This window comes from Pseudomonas sp. CFBP 13727 (assembly GCF_014841915.1).
Classification (GTDB): domain Bacteria; phylum Pseudomonadota; class Gammaproteobacteria; order Pseudomonadales; family Pseudomonadaceae; genus Aquipseudomonas; species Aquipseudomonas baltica.
The window spans coordinates 81,220-97,070 of record NZ_JACYUT010000004.1 but is presented as its reverse complement, the minus strand read 5'-3'; the positions used below and the strand labels follow the sequence as shown (position 1 = coordinate 97,070).

The following is a 15,851-nucleotide window of genomic DNA, read 5'->3' as shown; positions in this document are numbered from 1 at the left end:
GATGTGCCTTCACTGTGGGCGGCGACCGCGCCGCCTGCGCGGGTCACCCCGCCATTGCGCGAGTCGGGTACCTACGATGTGGTGATCGTCGGCGCCGGGTACACCGGCCTGTCCACTGCGCTGCACCTGGCCGAGCGTGGCGTCAGCGTGTGCGTGCTGGAGGCGCGGGAGCCGGGCTGGGGCGCTTCGGGACGCAACGGCGGGCAGGTCAACCCGACTTTGAAGCATGACCCGGACGAACTGGTGCGGCTGTACGGCGCAGCCATCGCCGAGCCGTTGATCGACACCGTGTCGCGCTCGGCCGACCTGGTGTTCGACCTGATCAAGCGCCACGGCATCGAGTGTGCAGCGGTGCGCAAGGGCTGGATGCAGGTGTCCTATTCGCACAAGGGTGTGGCTGGCCTGCACGCTCGCGCCGCGCAGTGGGAGAAACGCGGGGTGCCGGTGCAGTGCCTGGATGCTGGCGAGGTCGCTGCGCGCATGGGCAGCCAAGCGTTCGCCGGCGGTTGGCTGGATGGCCGCGCCGGCGCCATCCAGCCCCTGGCCTATGCCCGCGGGCTGGTCACTGCGGCGCAAGCGGCTGGCGCCAGTGTCCATGGGCAGAGCCCGGTGACCGGGTTGCAGCCAGTGGGGTCAGGCTGGCAGGTGCAGACGGCCAATGGCGCCCAGATCAACGCAACCCAGGTGGTGCTCGCCACCAACGGTTACAGCGATGGCCTGTGGCCGGGCATGGCGCAGAGCGTCCTGGCGGCGAACAGCTTCATCGTTGCGACCCGGCCGCTGCAGGGCGCGGCGGCACAGAGCATTCTGCCCGGGCAGGAGACCGTGTCCACGGCGCAGCGGCTGCTGCTGTACTTTCGCAAGGACAGCCACGGACGGTTGCTGATGGGCGGCCGCGGCACCTTCAGCGACCCCGGTGCGCCGCAGGATTTCGGCCATCTGGAACGCTCGCTGGCGTTGCTCTTCCCGCAGCTGGGCAAGCTGGATTTCGAGTACCGCTGGGCCGGACGCATCGCCATCACCCGGGACTTCATGCCCCACGTGCACCAACCCGCGCCGGGCCTGACCCTGGCACTGGGTTGCAATGGCCGCGGCATCGCCCTGTGTACCAGCCTGGGGCAACAACTGGCTGCCAGCCTGTGCGACAGCCGTGCCGAATTTGCCTACCCGGTGAGCCCTCTGCAGAAGCTGCCCATGCATGGCCTGCAACGCTTTTACATCGGCGCAGGCGTGGCCTGGTACAGCCTGCTCGACCGTTTGAACGTGAGCTGAGCGCCTGCGGCAGAGCGTCGCGCACGGGATTGGCGGTGAACCAATCGCCGTGCGCCGGTTTCAAAGGGGTTCACTCCGAACAATGGTTGCACCTCCATGCCTAAGAAACTTTCCCTCGCTCTGCTGATGATTTCCGCCCTGGGCCTGGCGGCCTGTGACAAGACCTCCGAAGACCATGTGCAGAAAGCCAACGAGCACACCGAAGCCGCCGCCCAGAAGCAAGCCGAAGGCAAGCCTGCGCAAGCCGCCGAGGAAAAAGCCGAAGCCGCCGAAGAACACGACAAGGCCCGCGAGAAGCGCGTGACCGAAGACCGCCATCAGGCGCTGTCCTCGGACGTACCGGACGAAATCAAGGCGCCCGAGAAGAAGTAATTCGATCGCGATCGACCCAGGCCCCGCCAGTGATGGACGGGGCTTTTTTGTACCGGGCGCTTGGCTCCAGACCATATTTGGAAACAGCCGGGTGTTCGAAGACCTCTCACAATGTCGTTACTCTGAGATGCCGATACGCAGAAAGCGTGATCGTTTACATCACGGAATAAGCATAATAAAAAGCTTTCGACACAAGGGCCTGAAGGCTTTCTTCGAAACCGGATCAACCAAGGGTATCTGCGCTGATCATGCCAAACGCCTTGCTCGCATCTTGCCGATTCTGGAGCGCGCCATTGATGCTGGCGATGTCGACATGCCTGGGTGGAGGCTACATCCACTCAAGGGTGATCTCGTGACGTATTGGTCGGTAACGGTGAGCGGCAACTGGCGGCTGATCTTTCGCTTCGAGGACGGCAACGTCGAACTGCTCGATTACCTCGACTATCACTAAGGATGCCTGCGCCATGCCTATGCACAACCCTCCTCATCCCGGCGAAGCGTTGCTGGAAGATGTACTTCCGGCCCTGGACATCAAGATCGCGGAGTTCGCCCGGCGCCTGGGCTATGCCCGGGAAACCCTTTCACGGATCTTGCACGGTCATGCCCCCATCAGCCCGGACCTGGCCGTTCGCCTGGAGCGTGCTGGAATCGGCAAAGCACGCACCTGGCTGGCCGTTCAGGCTGACTGGGATCTATGGCAGGCAGAGCACCGCCAGCAACCGCTGATCGAGCCGTTTGCAGCTTCCGTGTCTTGACTGCTCTGCCCTCAACTCCGTCTAGACGAAGTCGGCAGCTTCAGCCAGGGCCTTGACGAACACGCGGTAGGTCTTGGGGTTGGCCTCGCGAAACTTCTTGGTGGCGTACTCGTCGCTACGCGGCTCAGCCTGCCATCGCCTTGACATCATCTGTCCAATTCCTTTACAAAGCCGACACACAGGGATTCGCTGATCAGGCCACGGATGAAGGCTAACTATTTTCGATTCTGGCTGGGGCAGGTGCTGCTCGGCCTGTTCATAGGCTGCATCGCACTGCTGGACCCCTTCGGGCTTTCCAGCTCCAGTGACGCTGCGTCTTCGCAGTGGATCAATCGCATCGCCGCCAGCAGCTACCCGGACACTGGGCAGCAGCAGGTGGTCGTCGTGCTGATCGACGACGCCTACCTCATGCGCAACGCCACCTTCTGGCCCCTGCCCTATGCGCAGCAAAGCCAGCTGTTCAGGCGTCTGTTGGCGTACAAACCGCGGGCGGTCTTCGTGGACTTGATGTACAGCCACGACCACTCACTCAATGATGCCGACAACGGCAGCCAACTGCTGGTCAATGTCTTCGAGCGCTATCGAGAACAGGGCATCTCGCTTCTGTTGGCCAACACCGGCGAGACCCGCGGTGTCGACGGTCAGGCCAACGCTTTGGCGCCGCTGGACCAGATGAGCCGTCGTGCACTGGTGAAGTGGAGCGATGTCGGCGACCGATACCCGTTGGCCGTCGAGACGTCGCAGGGGCTGATCGAAACGCCAGCGCTGGGCCTGTACCGCGAGTTTTGTCGCGACCGCGAATGTATCGGGCTGCCTGTCGATGCAGCCCAGGCAGCGCAACGCGCACCCATCGCGCTGCGCTGGGGAAGGACACTGTCACCCCTGCAATCGCTGGCCACCTCGGTGGCGGAATGCTCGGTAGCGGGCAACGCCTGGTATGCCCAGTTATGGCAGGCGATCTTCTGGAAGTTCGGCGACAGCGGCCAGGCCACTTGTGCCTATACCCTCACCCTCAAGGCCAGCGCCCTGGAAGCCAATTCGCCCGAGGACCGTGCGCTCTTGCGGCAGTTGCTCAGCGACAAGCTGGTGCTGGTCGGGGCTCAGATCACCTCGGCCGGCGACCTTACCCAAACGCCGGTGCACGGCCTGCTGCCAGGGGTGTACCTGCACGCCATGGCGCTGGACAACCTGGTGACCTACCACGATGCGTATCAACGCGATCCGGACAGTTACTTCTGGCTGTCGATCAGTTGGCTGGACCTGGTGCAACTGGGTTTCGTCATCGTCATCGTCGGTCTGCGTGCCTGGTATCGACGGCGCCGCCATCATCGCGCCAAAGCGTGGCGCGCCCCCCTGTTCAGTTGGGCCATCGTCCAGGCAGCACTGGCCGTGATGTGCTGGGGACTGTGGCAAAACAACATCAGCCCGGCCAATGTCCTGGCCATTGCCGTGTTGTCGATTTCAATCATCTCAGCGCCGATCGGCCTGTTTGCCAAGCGGCGATGGCGATCGCTCGTGCGTTATTTCGCCCAGCGCAGGCGCGCTCGTATTTCACTTGTAGAAGGAACTCAAGGATGACCCGAATCACGTTTTTGCTGTTGGCAGCGCTGTGCAGCCCGAGTGTGTTGGCCACCACCGTCGACGCCTATGAAGCCGATCCGCTGACATTGCTCGACGAGCATGGCAAATCTCAGGGCAGGTTGCCTTTGAAGGATACACCCAAGCCGCCGTTGCAGGTGTTGGCCACCCACCCGAATCTGGATCAGGTACAGGTCGAGCTTGGCGGACGCAAAGTCTGGCTGGACACCATGGACCTGCGTTTGAGCGAAGGCAAGATCGTTACCACGCCTTGCGAAAGCCTGCCCATCAGCCAGAAGGCCGACACCCGGAACGCTTCGACCATCGGCTTCGGTTCTGGCTGCAGCAAACCATGAGCGCCGGGACGGTGAGGGACCGGGCCTTGCACACCAGCCTTTGCGCCTTGGCCTGCCTGCTGCTCGGTGGTTGTGGCACGCTCAAGGGCGCAGATGCTGCATTCATGAACCTGGTAGGGCCTTCTACCCAATCCCAGGTCAAAGGACGCTATCTGGACACGGCGGATGTACGCCAGTACTACAGGCTCGACCCGCAACGGGTCAGCGCACAGCGCCTGAGCTATGACGGCATGGCGGTCCCGGCCGGGGAAATTCGCCAGCACAATGTGGTGCTCATTCCACCTTTGCAGACGTACCTGCAAGGCATCGTCGGCAGGCTCGGCAAAGGTTGGCCAGGCGAGTTGCCCGCTCTGCAGGTGAAGGTCATCGACAGCTACGGCTTCGGGCCATCGGCCGACCCGTATGGCAATCTGTTCGTCCCCTTGGGCATGCTCGACAACGTCCAGAGCGAGGACGAGATCGCGGCGATGCTGGGGCACGAAATGAGCCACGTACTGCTGCACCATCATGATCGACGGGCAGCGTTCCAGCAGCAGAATGCTGTGCTGAGCAACGTGGCAACCTCGGTGGTGCTCGCGACCATGATCGCTGACACCGGAGTGAACCGTAGCTCGGGCAGCTTGAAGTTCATCAGCAAGGACCCGCAGGGCATGCAGAAAACCGTGGGCAATACGGTGCTGTATACGGCCTTGGTGAACAGCTTCTCGGAAAACATCTGGAGCACGGCCTGGGGCCGCAGCCAAGAGGACCAGGCCGATCTGCTGGGTGCCGACTTGATGATCAAGGCCGGCTATGCTCCGCGCGCCGCCAGCCACAGCCTGCAGCGCCTGAGCGATTTCCAGGGCAAGCAGAACTCCTTGCTCGGCAGCTTTGCCACGCAGCGAAAGGAAGCCATGCAGGCGTCGTTGCAGAACCTGCAGGTCGATCGCTTGGTCAAGGAGGTGGAAGTCACCTTGAATCAAGGGCTGGCCACCGGCATCACTGCCGCAGGCCAGTATTTCCAGCGCTCGCACATGTCGCCGCTGGACCGCGATACCGAACTGCGCCAGTACCTGCAACGCCAGTACGATGGGCAACGACGTGCGCCGGTCAATGCCGATGACTGGCAGCGATTGCGGGCCTCTGGCGCGGTCGCACCGTCGCTGCAAGCCTACAAGGACGCCTATGCGGCGACCGTGGCACTTGAACAAAAGAAACTGCGCGAAGCGCAGCTGTTCAGCGACCGGGCGCTGACGTCTGCGGTACGCGACCAGCCCGGCATCCGCCGAGCCGCCTTCAGTGTCGACATGGCGCAGGGCAAACGCCGCGAAGCGCTGATCGAGTTGCAGTCGATCAAAGACTGGTCACTGGCCAGCCCTGAGCTGTACGACTTGATGATCGCTCACCATCTGCGCAACGACGATCCACGCGCAGCCTTGGCACTGATCGCCCAAGCGGAAAGGACACTGGGCTCCGAAGAGCTTTTCATCACCGAGAAGCTGGCGGCGAACCAACAGCTCAAGGACGATGCACAGGTCAAGCTACTGGCGCGCAAGTGCGCGCAGTACCCGACGCGCAAGGACGGCTGCAAGAAGCTGCTGCCGGCCTGACGCGCGTCGCGTGTTCACTTGGCGAACTTGTACTCGCCGCCCTGCTCCAGCGCTCTTTGATACGCCGGCCGTGCTTGCAGGCGCTCGACCCAGGCAGCCAGGTGCGGGTAGGCGTCCAGCTTGCCCTGGGCTTTGGCCAACTCGCCGACGAAGCTCATCTGCACGTCGGCGCCGGTCAGTTCTTCACCCACCAGGTAAGGCGTCAGGCTGAGGGCGGTATTCAGGTAGCCCAGGTAGTTGTCCAGTTCGGATTCGATGCGCGGATGCAGCGGCGCGCCGGCTTCGCCCAGACGGCCGACGTACAGATTGAGCATCAACGGCAGCATGGCCGAGCCTTCGGCGAAGTGCAGCCACTGCACGTACTCGTCGTAGGTGGCACTGGCCGGGTCAGGCTGCAGGGCGCCTTGGCCGTGACGACGGATCAGGTAATCGACGATGGCGCCGGACTCGATGATGGTGTGAGGGCCGTCCTGAATCATCGGCGATTTGCCCAACGGATGGACGGCCTTGAGTTCGGCTGGCGCGAGGTTGGTCTTGGTGTCGCGTTCATAACGCTTGATCTCGTAAGGCACGCCGAGCTCTTCCAGCAGCCAGATGATGCGTTGCGAGCGTGAATTGTTCAGGTGGTGAACGGTGATCATGACGAAGACCTTCTGTAGGGGCAGGTTAAGAGCAGACCCGGCCTGATCTGCAGAGTGCAAAAAATCCCTGCGCGGGGAGCGCGCTCTTCACTCATCTCGATAGCTTCCTGTGGGCAAAACAGTTCCTGCTGCGCCACTCGGTGTTTTCGCAATAAAACGCTTCGACGGCGCCGATTTGTGGCCGCTTGCGCGCAGCCCCTGGCGGTAGATTGGACAGCAGCGGTCCAGCAGAACGACCGAGCGACAACAACCAGCTCGCCTCCCACCTGCCAACCTTCAGGAGTCCCGTACATGACACCGACGCCACTGCGCGCATTCAAGTTCGCAAGCCTTGCACTGCTGGTCGGCGCCTTCGGGCAGGCTTGGGCAGAAGACATTACCTTCGTATCGCAGGGCGGTGCCTACCAGGAGGCACAGAGCAAGGCCATCCTCGAACCGGCGGCCAAGAAGCTTGGCCTGACCCTCAGGCAGGACAGCTCGCCCAAGGCCTACCCGATCATCAAGACCCAGGTCGAAAGCGGCAAGGTCAGTTGGGACGTGGTCGACCTGCCCACCGGCGATTGCCTTCGCGGCGAGGCCGAGGGCCTGTTCGAAAAGCTCGACCCAGCCCTGGTGCCGAACGCTGCGCAGCTTCCGGCGGCGCTCAAGGACGACTACACCGTCGGCTACATCAGCTACTCCACCGTGCTGGCCTATCGCACCGATGCCTTCAAGGGCGACAACGTGCCCAGGACCTGGGCGGATTTCTGGGACACGAAGAAATTCCCGGGGCAGCGCTCACTGCGCAACCTGCCGCGCCCTACCCTCGAGATTGCCTTGATGGCAGACGGCGTGGCGCCTGACAAGCTGTACCCGCTGGACGTGGAGCGGGCCTTCAAGAAGCTCGAGGAAATCAAGCCGCACATTGCCACCTGGTGGACGTCCGGCGGGCAGTCGGCGCAGTTGATCAGTGACGGCGAGGTGGACATGATCCAGGCCTGGAACGGTCGCATCACGGCGGTGCAGGCCGACGGTGCGCCGGTAGCCTTCGACTACAACCAAGGCGTGCTGGAAACCAACTCGCTGTGCGTGCTCAAGGGTACGGCGCACCGGACGGCAGCGATGAAGTTCGTCAACGAGGCCATCGACGCCAAGCTGCAGGCTGCGCTGCCGATGATCATCGACTACGGCCCGCTGAATCCCGAGGCGTTCAAGACCGGCACCATTCCTGCCGAACGTGCGACCAAGCTGCCGTCTTCGCCTGAAAACATCTCGCGTCAGGCGCTGCTGTCGGCCAAGTGGTGGGCGTCGCAGGAAGGGGTGAAGGCCGAAGAGCGCTGGCTGGCCTTTGTGCAGAAAAAGTAGGCGTGCCAGGGCGGGCCTCTTCGCGGGCAGAGCCCCGCTCCCACAGAAGCACGTCTGAAGCCTGCTCCTGAAGTGGGGCACTTGAGCGCTGCCTTTGTGGGAGCGGGTCTCTGCCCGCGAAGGGGCCGACGCAGTTGCTGCTGTCGCCCACCCTCAATACGAAACAAACCACTCCGGCGCAGGCCTTTTAAGCCCGTTTCGTTCTTGGCTGAGTCGGTACATTGAACCTTGAGGGTCGCCATGACCGACCAACAACAAGCTGCTTGCGCTGGTTCACCGGCGCTCGGCCGTGAGGAATCGTTCCATGTCCAACGCCTATCTCGCCAAATCCATGCCTGACGCCCACAGCGAGCCGCCTGCAAGCAATGCCGATGCCCTGGCGCGCGAGGAACGTCGGGATAATACCTCGATGTTGCTGCTGCTCGCCCCGGCGCTGTTCATGGTGGTGGTGCTGTTGATCCTGCCGATGTGCTGGCTGGCGTTCCAGTCGGTACAGACCGAAGACGGCTTTTCGCTGGCCAACTACGCGCGCATCTTCGAAGAACGCATCTACTGGGATACGTTCTACCTGACGTTCAAGATCAGCCTGATCGTGACCCTGCTGTCGATCGTCATGGGCTTCCCGATTGCCTACGCCGCCTCGCGCCTGCAGGGCTTCTGGGCCAACCTGATTCTGATCTGCGTGATCCTGCCGTTCTGGACCAGCGTGCTGGTGCGCTCCTACGCCTGGCTGGTGTTGCTGCAGCGGCGCGGGGTGGTCAACCAGACGCTGCTGGACATGGGCATCATCGACCAACCGCTGAACATGATGCACAACACCACCGGCACGGTGATCGGCACTCTGCACGTGATGTTGCCGTTCATGGTGCTGCCGCTGTATTCGGTGATGAAGAAGATTCCCCAGGACCTGATGCAGGCTTCCGAAAGCCTGGGCGCCAAACCCTTCTACACCTTTCGCCGGGTGTTCCTGCCGATGGCGGCGCCGGGTGTGATGGCCGGTTCCATCCTGGTTTTCGTGATCTGCCTGGGCTTCTTCATCACCCCTGAACTGCTGGGCGGCGGTCGCACCATCCTGGTGTCGATGCTGGTACAGCGCAACGTCGAGCTCTATCACGCCTGGGGCGCCGCCAGTGCGGTGGGCCTGGTGCTGCTGTTCGTGGTGTTCCTGATCTTCTGGGGCATCAACCGCTTCATCCCCATCGAACGCATCCTGGGAGCACGCTGATGAATACGCTTGCCTACCTGCGCCAGCTACGCCTGTCGCATGTGCTGTTCACCGTGCTGGTCGCGGCGATTCTGCTGTACCTGATCATCCCGGTGCTGATCGTGGTGCCGATGTCGTTCTCCGAGGCGCGCTTCCTGCAGTTCCCCCCCAAGGAGTGGTCGCTGCGCTGGTATGAAGCCTTCTTCCACAGCGCCGAATGGATGTCGGCGGCGCGGGTCAGCCTGATCACCGCCGTAGTGACCACTGCAGTGAGCCTGCCGATCGGCATGGCCGCGGCCTACGCCATCAACAACTCGAGCCTGAAGGTCATCCGCACCCTGCAGATCGTGTTGCTGCTGCCCATGATGGTGCCGATCATCCTGATCGCGGCGGGGGTGTTCTTCGTCTACGCGCGGGTGGGGCTGATCAGCTCGCTGACCGGCCTGGTACTGGCGCACATCATGCTGGCCCTGCCCTACGTGATCATTGCCCTGCTCGCCGGGCTGCGCAATTTCGACATGTCGCAGGAGATGGTCGCGCGCAGCCTGGGCATGAACCGCTTTCGCGCGTTCATGGCGGTGACCTTGCCGCAGATCAAGCCCAGCGTGGTCTCGGCAACCCTGTTCGCGTTCATCACTTCGCTGGATGAAACGGTGGTAGCGCTGTTCATTTCCGGGGGTGACAACCAGACCCTGACCAAGCGCATGTTCACTGCACTGCGCGACGAAATCGACCCGACGATTGCGGCGATCAGTTCGATCCTGATTCTGGCGTCGCTGATTCTGGTGGTGGTGGCCGGACGCAACAAGCAGGGGTAACACCCCCCAGCACAGCCTGCCGCCACTCCACCGCAATTCAGCATCCACGCCGCGCCGCGTGCCCCATCTCGGCATCGCCCGCTGCGTGGACATTTCTACACTAGGTCCATCGTTCGGACTGCAAAGGCACCTTGATCATGTTGAAGCATTCACTGCGTGACCCTTCCCTGCTCGTCGAGCGCGCCTACGCCAATGGCCAGTGGATCAGCGCCGATGACGGCGCCACCCTTGCCGTGACCAATCCTGCCGATGGCAGCGTGATCGCCAACGTACCGGCCTTGCAGGCGGCCGAAACCCGGCGCGCCATTGCCGCCGCCGAGGCCTGTTTCGTCACCTGGCGCGAAGTGCCTGCGGCCGAGCGCGCCAAATTGCTGGAGAAGTGGTACCAACTGATCCTGGACAACCAGGAAGACCTGGCCTTGATCATGACCGCCGAACAGGGCAAACCCCTGGGCGAGTCGCGCGGTGAAATTGCCTACGGTGCGAGCTTCGTCAAATGGTTCGCCGAGGAAGCGCGGCGCATCTATGGCGACACCATTCCTTCACCCGCCGCCGACCGCCGCATCCTGGTACTCAAGCAGCCGATCGGCGTGGTCGCGGCGATCACCCCATGGAATTTCCCCAACGCCATGATCACCCGCAAGTGCGCACCGGCCCTGGCCGCCGGTTGCCCGGTGCTGGTCAAGCCGTCGGAGATGACCCCGCTGTCGGCCCTGGCCCTGGCGGTGTTGGCCGAACGCGCAGGCATTCCGGCCGGGGTGTTCAACGTGCTCACCGGCCTGCCGGCAGGCGTGGGCGGCGAGATGACCAGCAACCCGGCCGTGCGCAAGCTGTCGTTCACCGGTTCCACCCGCGTCGGCCAGCTGTTGATGAGCCAGTGCGCCACGACCATCAAGCGCCTGAGCCTGGAGCTGGGCGGCAACGCGCCGTTCATCGTGTTCGATGACGCCGACCTGGACCTGGCCATTGCCGGCGTCATGCAGAGCAAATTCCGCAACGCCGGGCAGACCTGCGTGTGTGCCAACCGCATTCTGGTGCAGGACGGCATCTACCAACGTTTCGCCGAACGCCTGAAGGCGGCGGTGGCCGAGCTGAAGGTTGGCGACGGTCTGGCCGAGGGTGTGACCATCGGCCCGTTGATCAACGCCGCGGCAGTCGACAAGGTGGCCCGCCACATCAGCGATGCCGTGGAGAAAGGCGCTACCGTTGCCATTGGTGGGTTGCCGCAAAACGATGGCCTGTACGTGCAGCCCACGGTGTTGCTGGACGCCCACGCCGACATGCTGCTGGCCGGCGAGGAAACCTTCGGCCCCGTGGCGCCGCTGTTCCGCTTCCACACTGAGGACGAAGCGCTGACGCTGGCCAATGCCACGCCCTATGGCCTGGGGGCCTATTACTTTACTCAGGACATGCGCCGCGCCTGGCGCGTGGGCGAGCGTCTTGAGTTCGGCATGGTCGGCTTGAACACCGGGATCATCTCCATGGAAGTGGCGCCCTTCGGCGGCGTGAAGCAATCGGGCACCGGCCGCGAGGGATCCAAGTATGGCCTGGACGAATTCCTTGAAGTGAAGGCCTGGCACATCGGTGGGTTGGGTTGATCTGTGTCGGGCATCGGCATCGCATGACGGCCCTGACGCGGCTCGCGCCGCTGCTACAGAAGATCGCATTCCCTTGTCGATCGCATTCTCCTGTAGCAGCGGCGCGAGCCGCGTCGGCGGGCAGCGCGGATTGTCAGGTAACCCATGACCACCTATTCAGCATTTTCTGGAGCACCACAGATGAATTTCACTGAAGGTTTCGAATCGGTCAGCGTCAACCAGGTCAGCAAGCACTACGGCAGCCTCAAGGCGCTGGACAACGTCAATCTCAAGGTGGAAGCCGGCGAGTTCATGTCGCTGCTGGGGCCCTCGGGTTCGGGCAAGACCACCTTGCTGAGCATTCTGGGTGGCTTCATACGGGTGAGCTCCGGCAATATCCTGTTCGGCGAGCGCAACGTCACCCTGATGCCGCCGCACAAGCGCGAAATCGGCGTGGTCTTCCAGAATTACGCGCTGTTCCCGCACATGACCGTGGGCGAGAACGTGGCCTTCCCGTTGCGTGCCCGCGGCGAAAGCGCGGGCAAGAGCCGGGAGCGGGTCAAACAGGCCCTGGCCACGGTGGAACTGAGTGGCTACGAAGAGCGCTCGATTGCCGCGCTTTCCGGCGGCCAGCGTCAGCGTGTGGCGCTGGCCCGAGCCATCGTTTTCGAACCCAAGCTGATCTTGATGGACGAGCCGCTGTCGGCGCTGGACAAGCAGCTGCGCGAGACCATGCAGATCGAACTGCGCGCCCTGCACAAGCGCCTGGGCGCGACCATGATCTACGTCACCCACGACCAGCGTGAAGCGCTGACCATGAGCGACCGCATCGCCATCATGCGCGGCGGGCAATTGGTTCAGGTCGACACGCCACGCCGCCTGCACGACCACCCTTCGGACGACTTCGTCGCCAGCTTCATCGGCGAAAGCACCTTGGTGCCGCTGCAACGCAGCGCGAACAACGGTTTGACCCTGGGCTCCACGGCCCTGCGCACCACGCGCCCGGTGCCCGCTACGGGCGATGTATTCCTGGCGCTGCAAGCGGAAAAGCTGCTGCTGGACAGCGCCAGCGCCGGGCCTGAATGGAACCGTCTGAGCGGGCGCGTCGCAGACATCGTCTTTCAGGGCGAAAGCTTGAAGGTCTTCGTCGATCTGGACGGTGGGCCCACCGTCAGCCTGCGCCAGCCAAGCCACCACGAAGGCAACCTGAGCCTGCCGCCGATCGGCTCGCCGATGCTGATGCGCCTGCATCCGGAAGACACCATCGTGGTGCCGCGCGCCGGGGTTTGAAGAGGTCAGTGCAGGCCCCTTCGCAGGCAGAGGGCCCGCCGCCCGCGAAGAGGCTAGCACTGACACCCCACCATCCAAACAACCGAATCTACCGCCCCACCCGCAAAAAAAACGCAAACACCCCAGCGCAACCCGCAACTTCGGTGCTTGTGATTTGCGCCACTCCTTATCCTGATCACATCACCCGCCACGCTCGGCGCTCACGGAGATCGAGATGAATTCTGCACTGACCGAAAATCAACGCCTGCTGGCCCTGCGCGAACAACACGTGCCCCGTGGCATCGCCACCGCGCACCCGATAGTGGCCGCGCGCGCCCAGGGTGCCGAGCTGTGGGATGTGGACAACAAGCGCTATCTGGATTTTGTCGGCGGCATCGGCGTGCTCAATGTCGGCCACAATCACCCCGCTGTGGTCGAGGCGGTGCGCAGCCAGGTGGGCAAGGTGTCCCATGTCAGTTTTCAGGTAGCGGCCTACGAGACCTACATTGATGTGGCCGCGCGGCTGAACGTGCTGGTCGGCGGGGACGAGCACTACAAGAGCGTGCTGTTCACCTCCGGCGCCGAAGCGGTGGAAAACGCCATCAAGATCGCCCGCGGCTACACCCAGCGGCCTGCGGTGATTTCGTTTCGCGGAGGGTTCCACGGACGCACCCTGTTGGGGGTGACCTTGACCGGCATGAGCCAGCCCTACAAACAGAATTTCGGCCCGTTCCCGGCGGAGATCTATCACGCCAGCTACCCCAATGCCTATCGCGGCATCAGCAGCGACGACGCCCTGGCGCAGTTGCACGAGCTGTTTGCCAGCGACGTGGCGCCGGATCGGGTAGCGGCGATCCTGATCGAACCGGTGCAGGGCGACGGCGGTTTCCTGGCCGCGCCGGTCGAGTTTCTCCAGGCGCTGCGTGCGCTGTGCACGCAGCATGGCATCGTGTTGATCGCCGATGAAATCCAGGCTGGATTCGGCCGCACCGGGAAAATGTTCGGTTTCCAGCATGCGGGTATCCAGCCGGATCTGGTCACGGTGGCCAAGTCGCTGGCCGGTGGCATGCCACTGTCGGGCGTGGTGGGCCGAGCCGAGATCATGGATGCGCCGACGCCCGGTGGGTTGGGCGGCACCTACGGTGGCAACGCCGTGGCCTGTGCGGCGGCGCTGGCGGTGTTGGACCTGTTCGAGCACGAAGACCTGCTGGCGCAGGGCGAGCAGCGTGCGGTGCAGTTGCGCGAGGGCTTGCTGGGGCTGCAGAAACGCTATCCGCGCATCGGTGATGTGCGGGGCCTGGGCTTCATGCTGGCCATCGAGATGGTCAAGGACGATGCCGGGCACAGCGCCGATGCCGATCTGGCCCAGCGGGTCATCGACCAAGCGCGCCAGGCGGGGTTGCTGGTGATCAAGTGTGGTTTGTATCGCAACGTGGTCCGCTTCCTCGCGCCGCTGGTGACCAGCGCCGAGCAGGTGGCAGAAGCCTTGCAGATGCTCGACACGGCATTGGCAAAAGCCGGGGCCTGACTGTGGGAGCGGGGCGGGCGGCGCGCTCTTCGCGGCCACGGACCGCTCCTACAGGGATCAGGGCCAAACGTAGGAGCGGTCATCGGCCGCGAAAAATGCGCCGCGGTACACCTGGCACACTGCGGCGCGCTGTTCGCGGCCACCGACCGCTCCTACAGGGATCAGGTCCAAACGTAGGAGCGGTCAGCGGCCGCGAAAAATGCGCCGCGGTACACCTGGCACACTGCGGCGCGCTGTTCGCGGCCACCGACCGCTCCTACGGTGGAAAAGCTGTAGGAGTCTGCAGGGAAGCCCTTCATACCGTCGCTCAGGAGCATTCCATGAAAGTCACACAGTACAAGGCCCTGGGGTTCTCTTATGCCACCCTGGTCGACCGTGAACGGGGCATTCTCGAAGGCCTGCGACCCTTGTCGGTGCAGAGCGAGACTCCCGGCAGTGACGCGCAACTGCTGACGGCCTACCGCGCCATCGCCCAGGAGCTCGGCCAGGCGGGCGGCAACCCCAGTGCCAGTGCGTTCCACGGCCAGCTGTACCAGCGCATGGCGCACCGATTGCATGTGATTCCCGGCTGGGATGAAAGTGTGGCTTTCGGTAGCTCGTCGGCCCATTGGCCGATCTTCGAAGACGCCCCCGGCGCCCTGCAGTACCTGAGCAAGTTCTACCGGTTGATACTGATCGCCCCACCCCACGGCATCGATGTCGGCGCCCTGACCCAACGCTTGCCGGTGGCATTCGATGCGGTCATCGAACCTTGCAACGATGACTGGCACAGCAGCCTCGCCACCGAGCTGCAGCGCCTGGGCCTGGAGCGCTCGCAGTTGCTGCCGGTGCGCAGTACCGAAACGGATGACCCCTGGAACCTGCGCGTGGATTTTCCGGTGTGTACCCTGCACCGTGACCACCGCCAGCCATGGAATCTTTCGCCCCAGGCTCTGGACGGCAAGCGCTGTGAATACGCCAGCCTTGCGGACCTCGCCCATGCCCATCAAACGGCATTGCACGCCTGAGGCCCACGTTCATGCTTTGACTTGACGAGGTCCACCCCATGGATGCTGCAACGAAACTGGATCGCATCGACATCAATATTTTGGTGCAGCTGCAGAAGGACGGGCGCATGACCAACGTCAGCCTCGCCGAAGCCGTTGGCCTGTCCCCCAGCCCCTGCCTGCAACGGGTCAAACGCCTGGAGTCGGCGGGCTACATCAGTGGCTATGAAGCGCACGTCAATCTGGCCAAGTTCGCCAGCTCCGTCACGGTGTTCACCGAGGTGACCCTGTCGGACCACAAACGCGCCGATTTCGTGAAGTTCGAATCGAGCATCCGCAACATCGACGAGGTGCTCGAATGCCATTTGATCAGCGGCGGGTATGACTACCTGGTGCGGTTCCTGTGCAGCAGCATCCAGCACTACCAGGAGCTGATGGAGTCGATCCTCGACAAGAACATCGGTATCGACAAGTATTTCAGCTACATCGTCATCAAGAGCCCGGTGCTCAAGAGCGCTGTGCCGTTGCGCAGTTTGGTGCGCGCGGTTTGATTCCCGCACCG

At 63.2% G+C, this 15,851-nt stretch carries 17 protein-coding genes; 15 read left to right on the top strand and 2 right to left on the bottom strand.

Annotated elements, in window-relative coordinates:
- Positions 1-3 precede the first annotated feature (3 nt).
- The 4 genes from IFT76_RS13725 (at position 4) to IFT76_RS13710 (ending at position 2,399) form a co-directional block, all read left to right on the top strand.
- Positions 4-1,272: an NAD(P)/FAD-dependent oxidoreductase gene (locus IFT76_RS13725; RefSeq protein ID WP_342365582.1), complete on the top strand. Its 1,269-nt coding sequence runs from the start codon at positions 4-6 to the stop codon at positions 1,270-1,272.
- Between the two features lie 96 nt (positions 1,273-1,368).
- Positions 1,369-1,644, top strand: coding sequence for a hypothetical protein (locus IFT76_RS13720; RefSeq protein WP_122480593.1), 276 nt, complete (start codon positions 1,369-1,371; stop codon positions 1,642-1,644).
- 172 nt (positions 1,645-1,816) lie between these two features.
- Positions 1,817-2,095 (top strand): type II toxin-antitoxin system RelE/ParE family toxin, encoded by a 279-nt coding sequence (locus IFT76_RS13715; protein ID WP_122480594.1) that lies wholly within the window; start codon positions 1,817-1,819, stop codon positions 2,093-2,095.
- 13 nt (positions 2,096-2,108) lie between these two features.
- A complete protein-coding gene (locus tag IFT76_RS13710; protein WP_192058861.1) occupies positions 2,109-2,399 on the top strand; it encodes a HigA family addiction module antitoxin in 291 nt (96 codons plus the stop codon).
- A gap of 21 nt (positions 2,400-2,420) precedes the next feature.
- Here IFT76_RS13710 and IFT76_RS20905 read toward each other — a convergent pair whose 3' ends face one another.
- Positions 2,421-2,549 (bottom strand): hypothetical protein, encoded by a 129-nt coding sequence (locus IFT76_RS20905; RefSeq protein WP_274598216.1) that lies wholly within the window; start codon positions 2,547-2,549, stop codon positions 2,421-2,423.
- 54 nt (positions 2,550-2,603) lie between these two features.
- Here IFT76_RS20905 and IFT76_RS13705 point away from each other — a divergent pair, with 54 nt between their 5' ends.
- Genes IFT76_RS13705 through IFT76_RS13695 form a run of 3 tightly spaced genes read left to right on the top strand, consistent with a single transcriptional unit; the run spans position 2,604 to position 5,922 of the window.
- Positions 2,604-3,977 (top strand): CHASE2 domain-containing protein, encoded by a 1,374-nt coding sequence (locus tag IFT76_RS13705; protein WP_192058859.1) that lies wholly within the window; start codon positions 2,604-2,606, stop codon positions 3,975-3,977.
- On the top strand, positions 3,974-4,333 hold the full coding sequence (locus IFT76_RS13700; RefSeq protein WP_192058857.1) for a hypothetical protein: 360 nt from the start codon (positions 3,974-3,976) through the stop codon (positions 4,331-4,333). The genes IFT76_RS13705 and IFT76_RS13700 overlap by 4 nt, the downstream gene beginning before the upstream one ends.
- The gene (locus IFT76_RS13695; RefSeq protein WP_192058855.1) at positions 4,330-5,922 is read left to right on the top strand and encodes a M48 family metallopeptidase; all 1,593 of its coding nucleotides are present in this window, start codon (positions 4,330-4,332) and stop codon (positions 5,920-5,922) included. Before IFT76_RS13700 ends, IFT76_RS13695 begins: the two co-directional genes overlap by 4 nt.
- A 14-nt stretch (positions 5,923-5,936) precedes the next feature.
- Here IFT76_RS13695 and IFT76_RS13690 read toward each other — a convergent pair whose 3' ends face one another.
- Positions 5,937-6,563, bottom strand: coding sequence for a glutathione S-transferase family protein (locus IFT76_RS13690; protein ID WP_192058852.1), 627 nt, complete (start codon positions 6,561-6,563; stop codon positions 5,937-5,939).
- A gap of 291 nt (positions 6,564-6,854) precedes the next feature.
- Here IFT76_RS13690 and IFT76_RS13685 point away from each other — a divergent pair, with 291 nt between their 5' ends.
- From IFT76_RS13685 to IFT76_RS13650, 8 genes are all read left to right on the top strand, one after another.
- A complete protein-coding gene (locus tag IFT76_RS13685) occupies positions 6,855-7,907 on the top strand; it encodes an ABC transporter substrate-binding protein (protein ID WP_192058850.1) in 1,053 nt (350 codons plus the stop codon).
- Positions 7,908-8,211: 304 nt separating this feature from the next.
- Positions 8,212-9,132: an ABC transporter permease gene (locus IFT76_RS13680; protein ID WP_192058849.1), complete on the top strand. Its 921-nt coding sequence runs from the start codon at positions 8,212-8,214 to the stop codon at positions 9,130-9,132.
- Entirely contained in the window at positions 9,132-9,929 is a 798-nt protein-coding gene (locus tag IFT76_RS13675; protein WP_122480602.1) for an ABC transporter permease, read from the top strand. Before IFT76_RS13680 ends, IFT76_RS13675 begins: the two co-directional genes overlap by 1 nt.
- A gap of 137 nt (positions 9,930-10,066) precedes the next feature.
- The gene (locus IFT76_RS13670) at positions 10,067-11,527 is read left to right on the top strand and encodes an NAD-dependent succinate-semialdehyde dehydrogenase (protein ID WP_192058847.1); all 1,461 of its coding nucleotides are present in this window, start codon (positions 10,067-10,069) and stop codon (positions 11,525-11,527) included.
- 180 nt (positions 11,528-11,707) lie between these two features.
- Positions 11,708-12,796, top strand: coding sequence for an ABC transporter ATP-binding protein (locus IFT76_RS13665; protein WP_192056596.1), 1,089 nt, complete (start codon positions 11,708-11,710; stop codon positions 12,794-12,796).
- 214 nt (positions 12,797-13,010) lie between these two features.
- On the top strand, positions 13,011-14,303 hold the full coding sequence (gene gabT / locus IFT76_RS13660; protein ID WP_192058845.1) for a 4-aminobutyrate--2-oxoglutarate transaminase: 1,293 nt from the start codon (positions 13,011-13,013) through the stop codon (positions 14,301-14,303).
- A gap of 320 nt (positions 14,304-14,623) precedes the next feature.
- The gene (locus tag IFT76_RS13655) at positions 14,624-15,310 is read left to right on the top strand and encodes a hypothetical protein (protein ID WP_185794848.1); all 687 of its coding nucleotides are present in this window, start codon (positions 14,624-14,626) and stop codon (positions 15,308-15,310) included.
- Positions 15,311-15,348: 38 nt separating this feature from the next.
- Positions 15,349-15,840 carry an Lrp/AsnC family transcriptional regulator gene (locus IFT76_RS13650; RefSeq protein ID WP_043191751.1) on the top strand — a complete coding sequence of 164 codons (492 nt, stop codon included), beginning with the start codon at positions 15,349-15,351 and terminating at the stop codon, positions 15,838-15,840.
- Positions 15,841-15,851 lie beyond the last annotated feature (11 nt).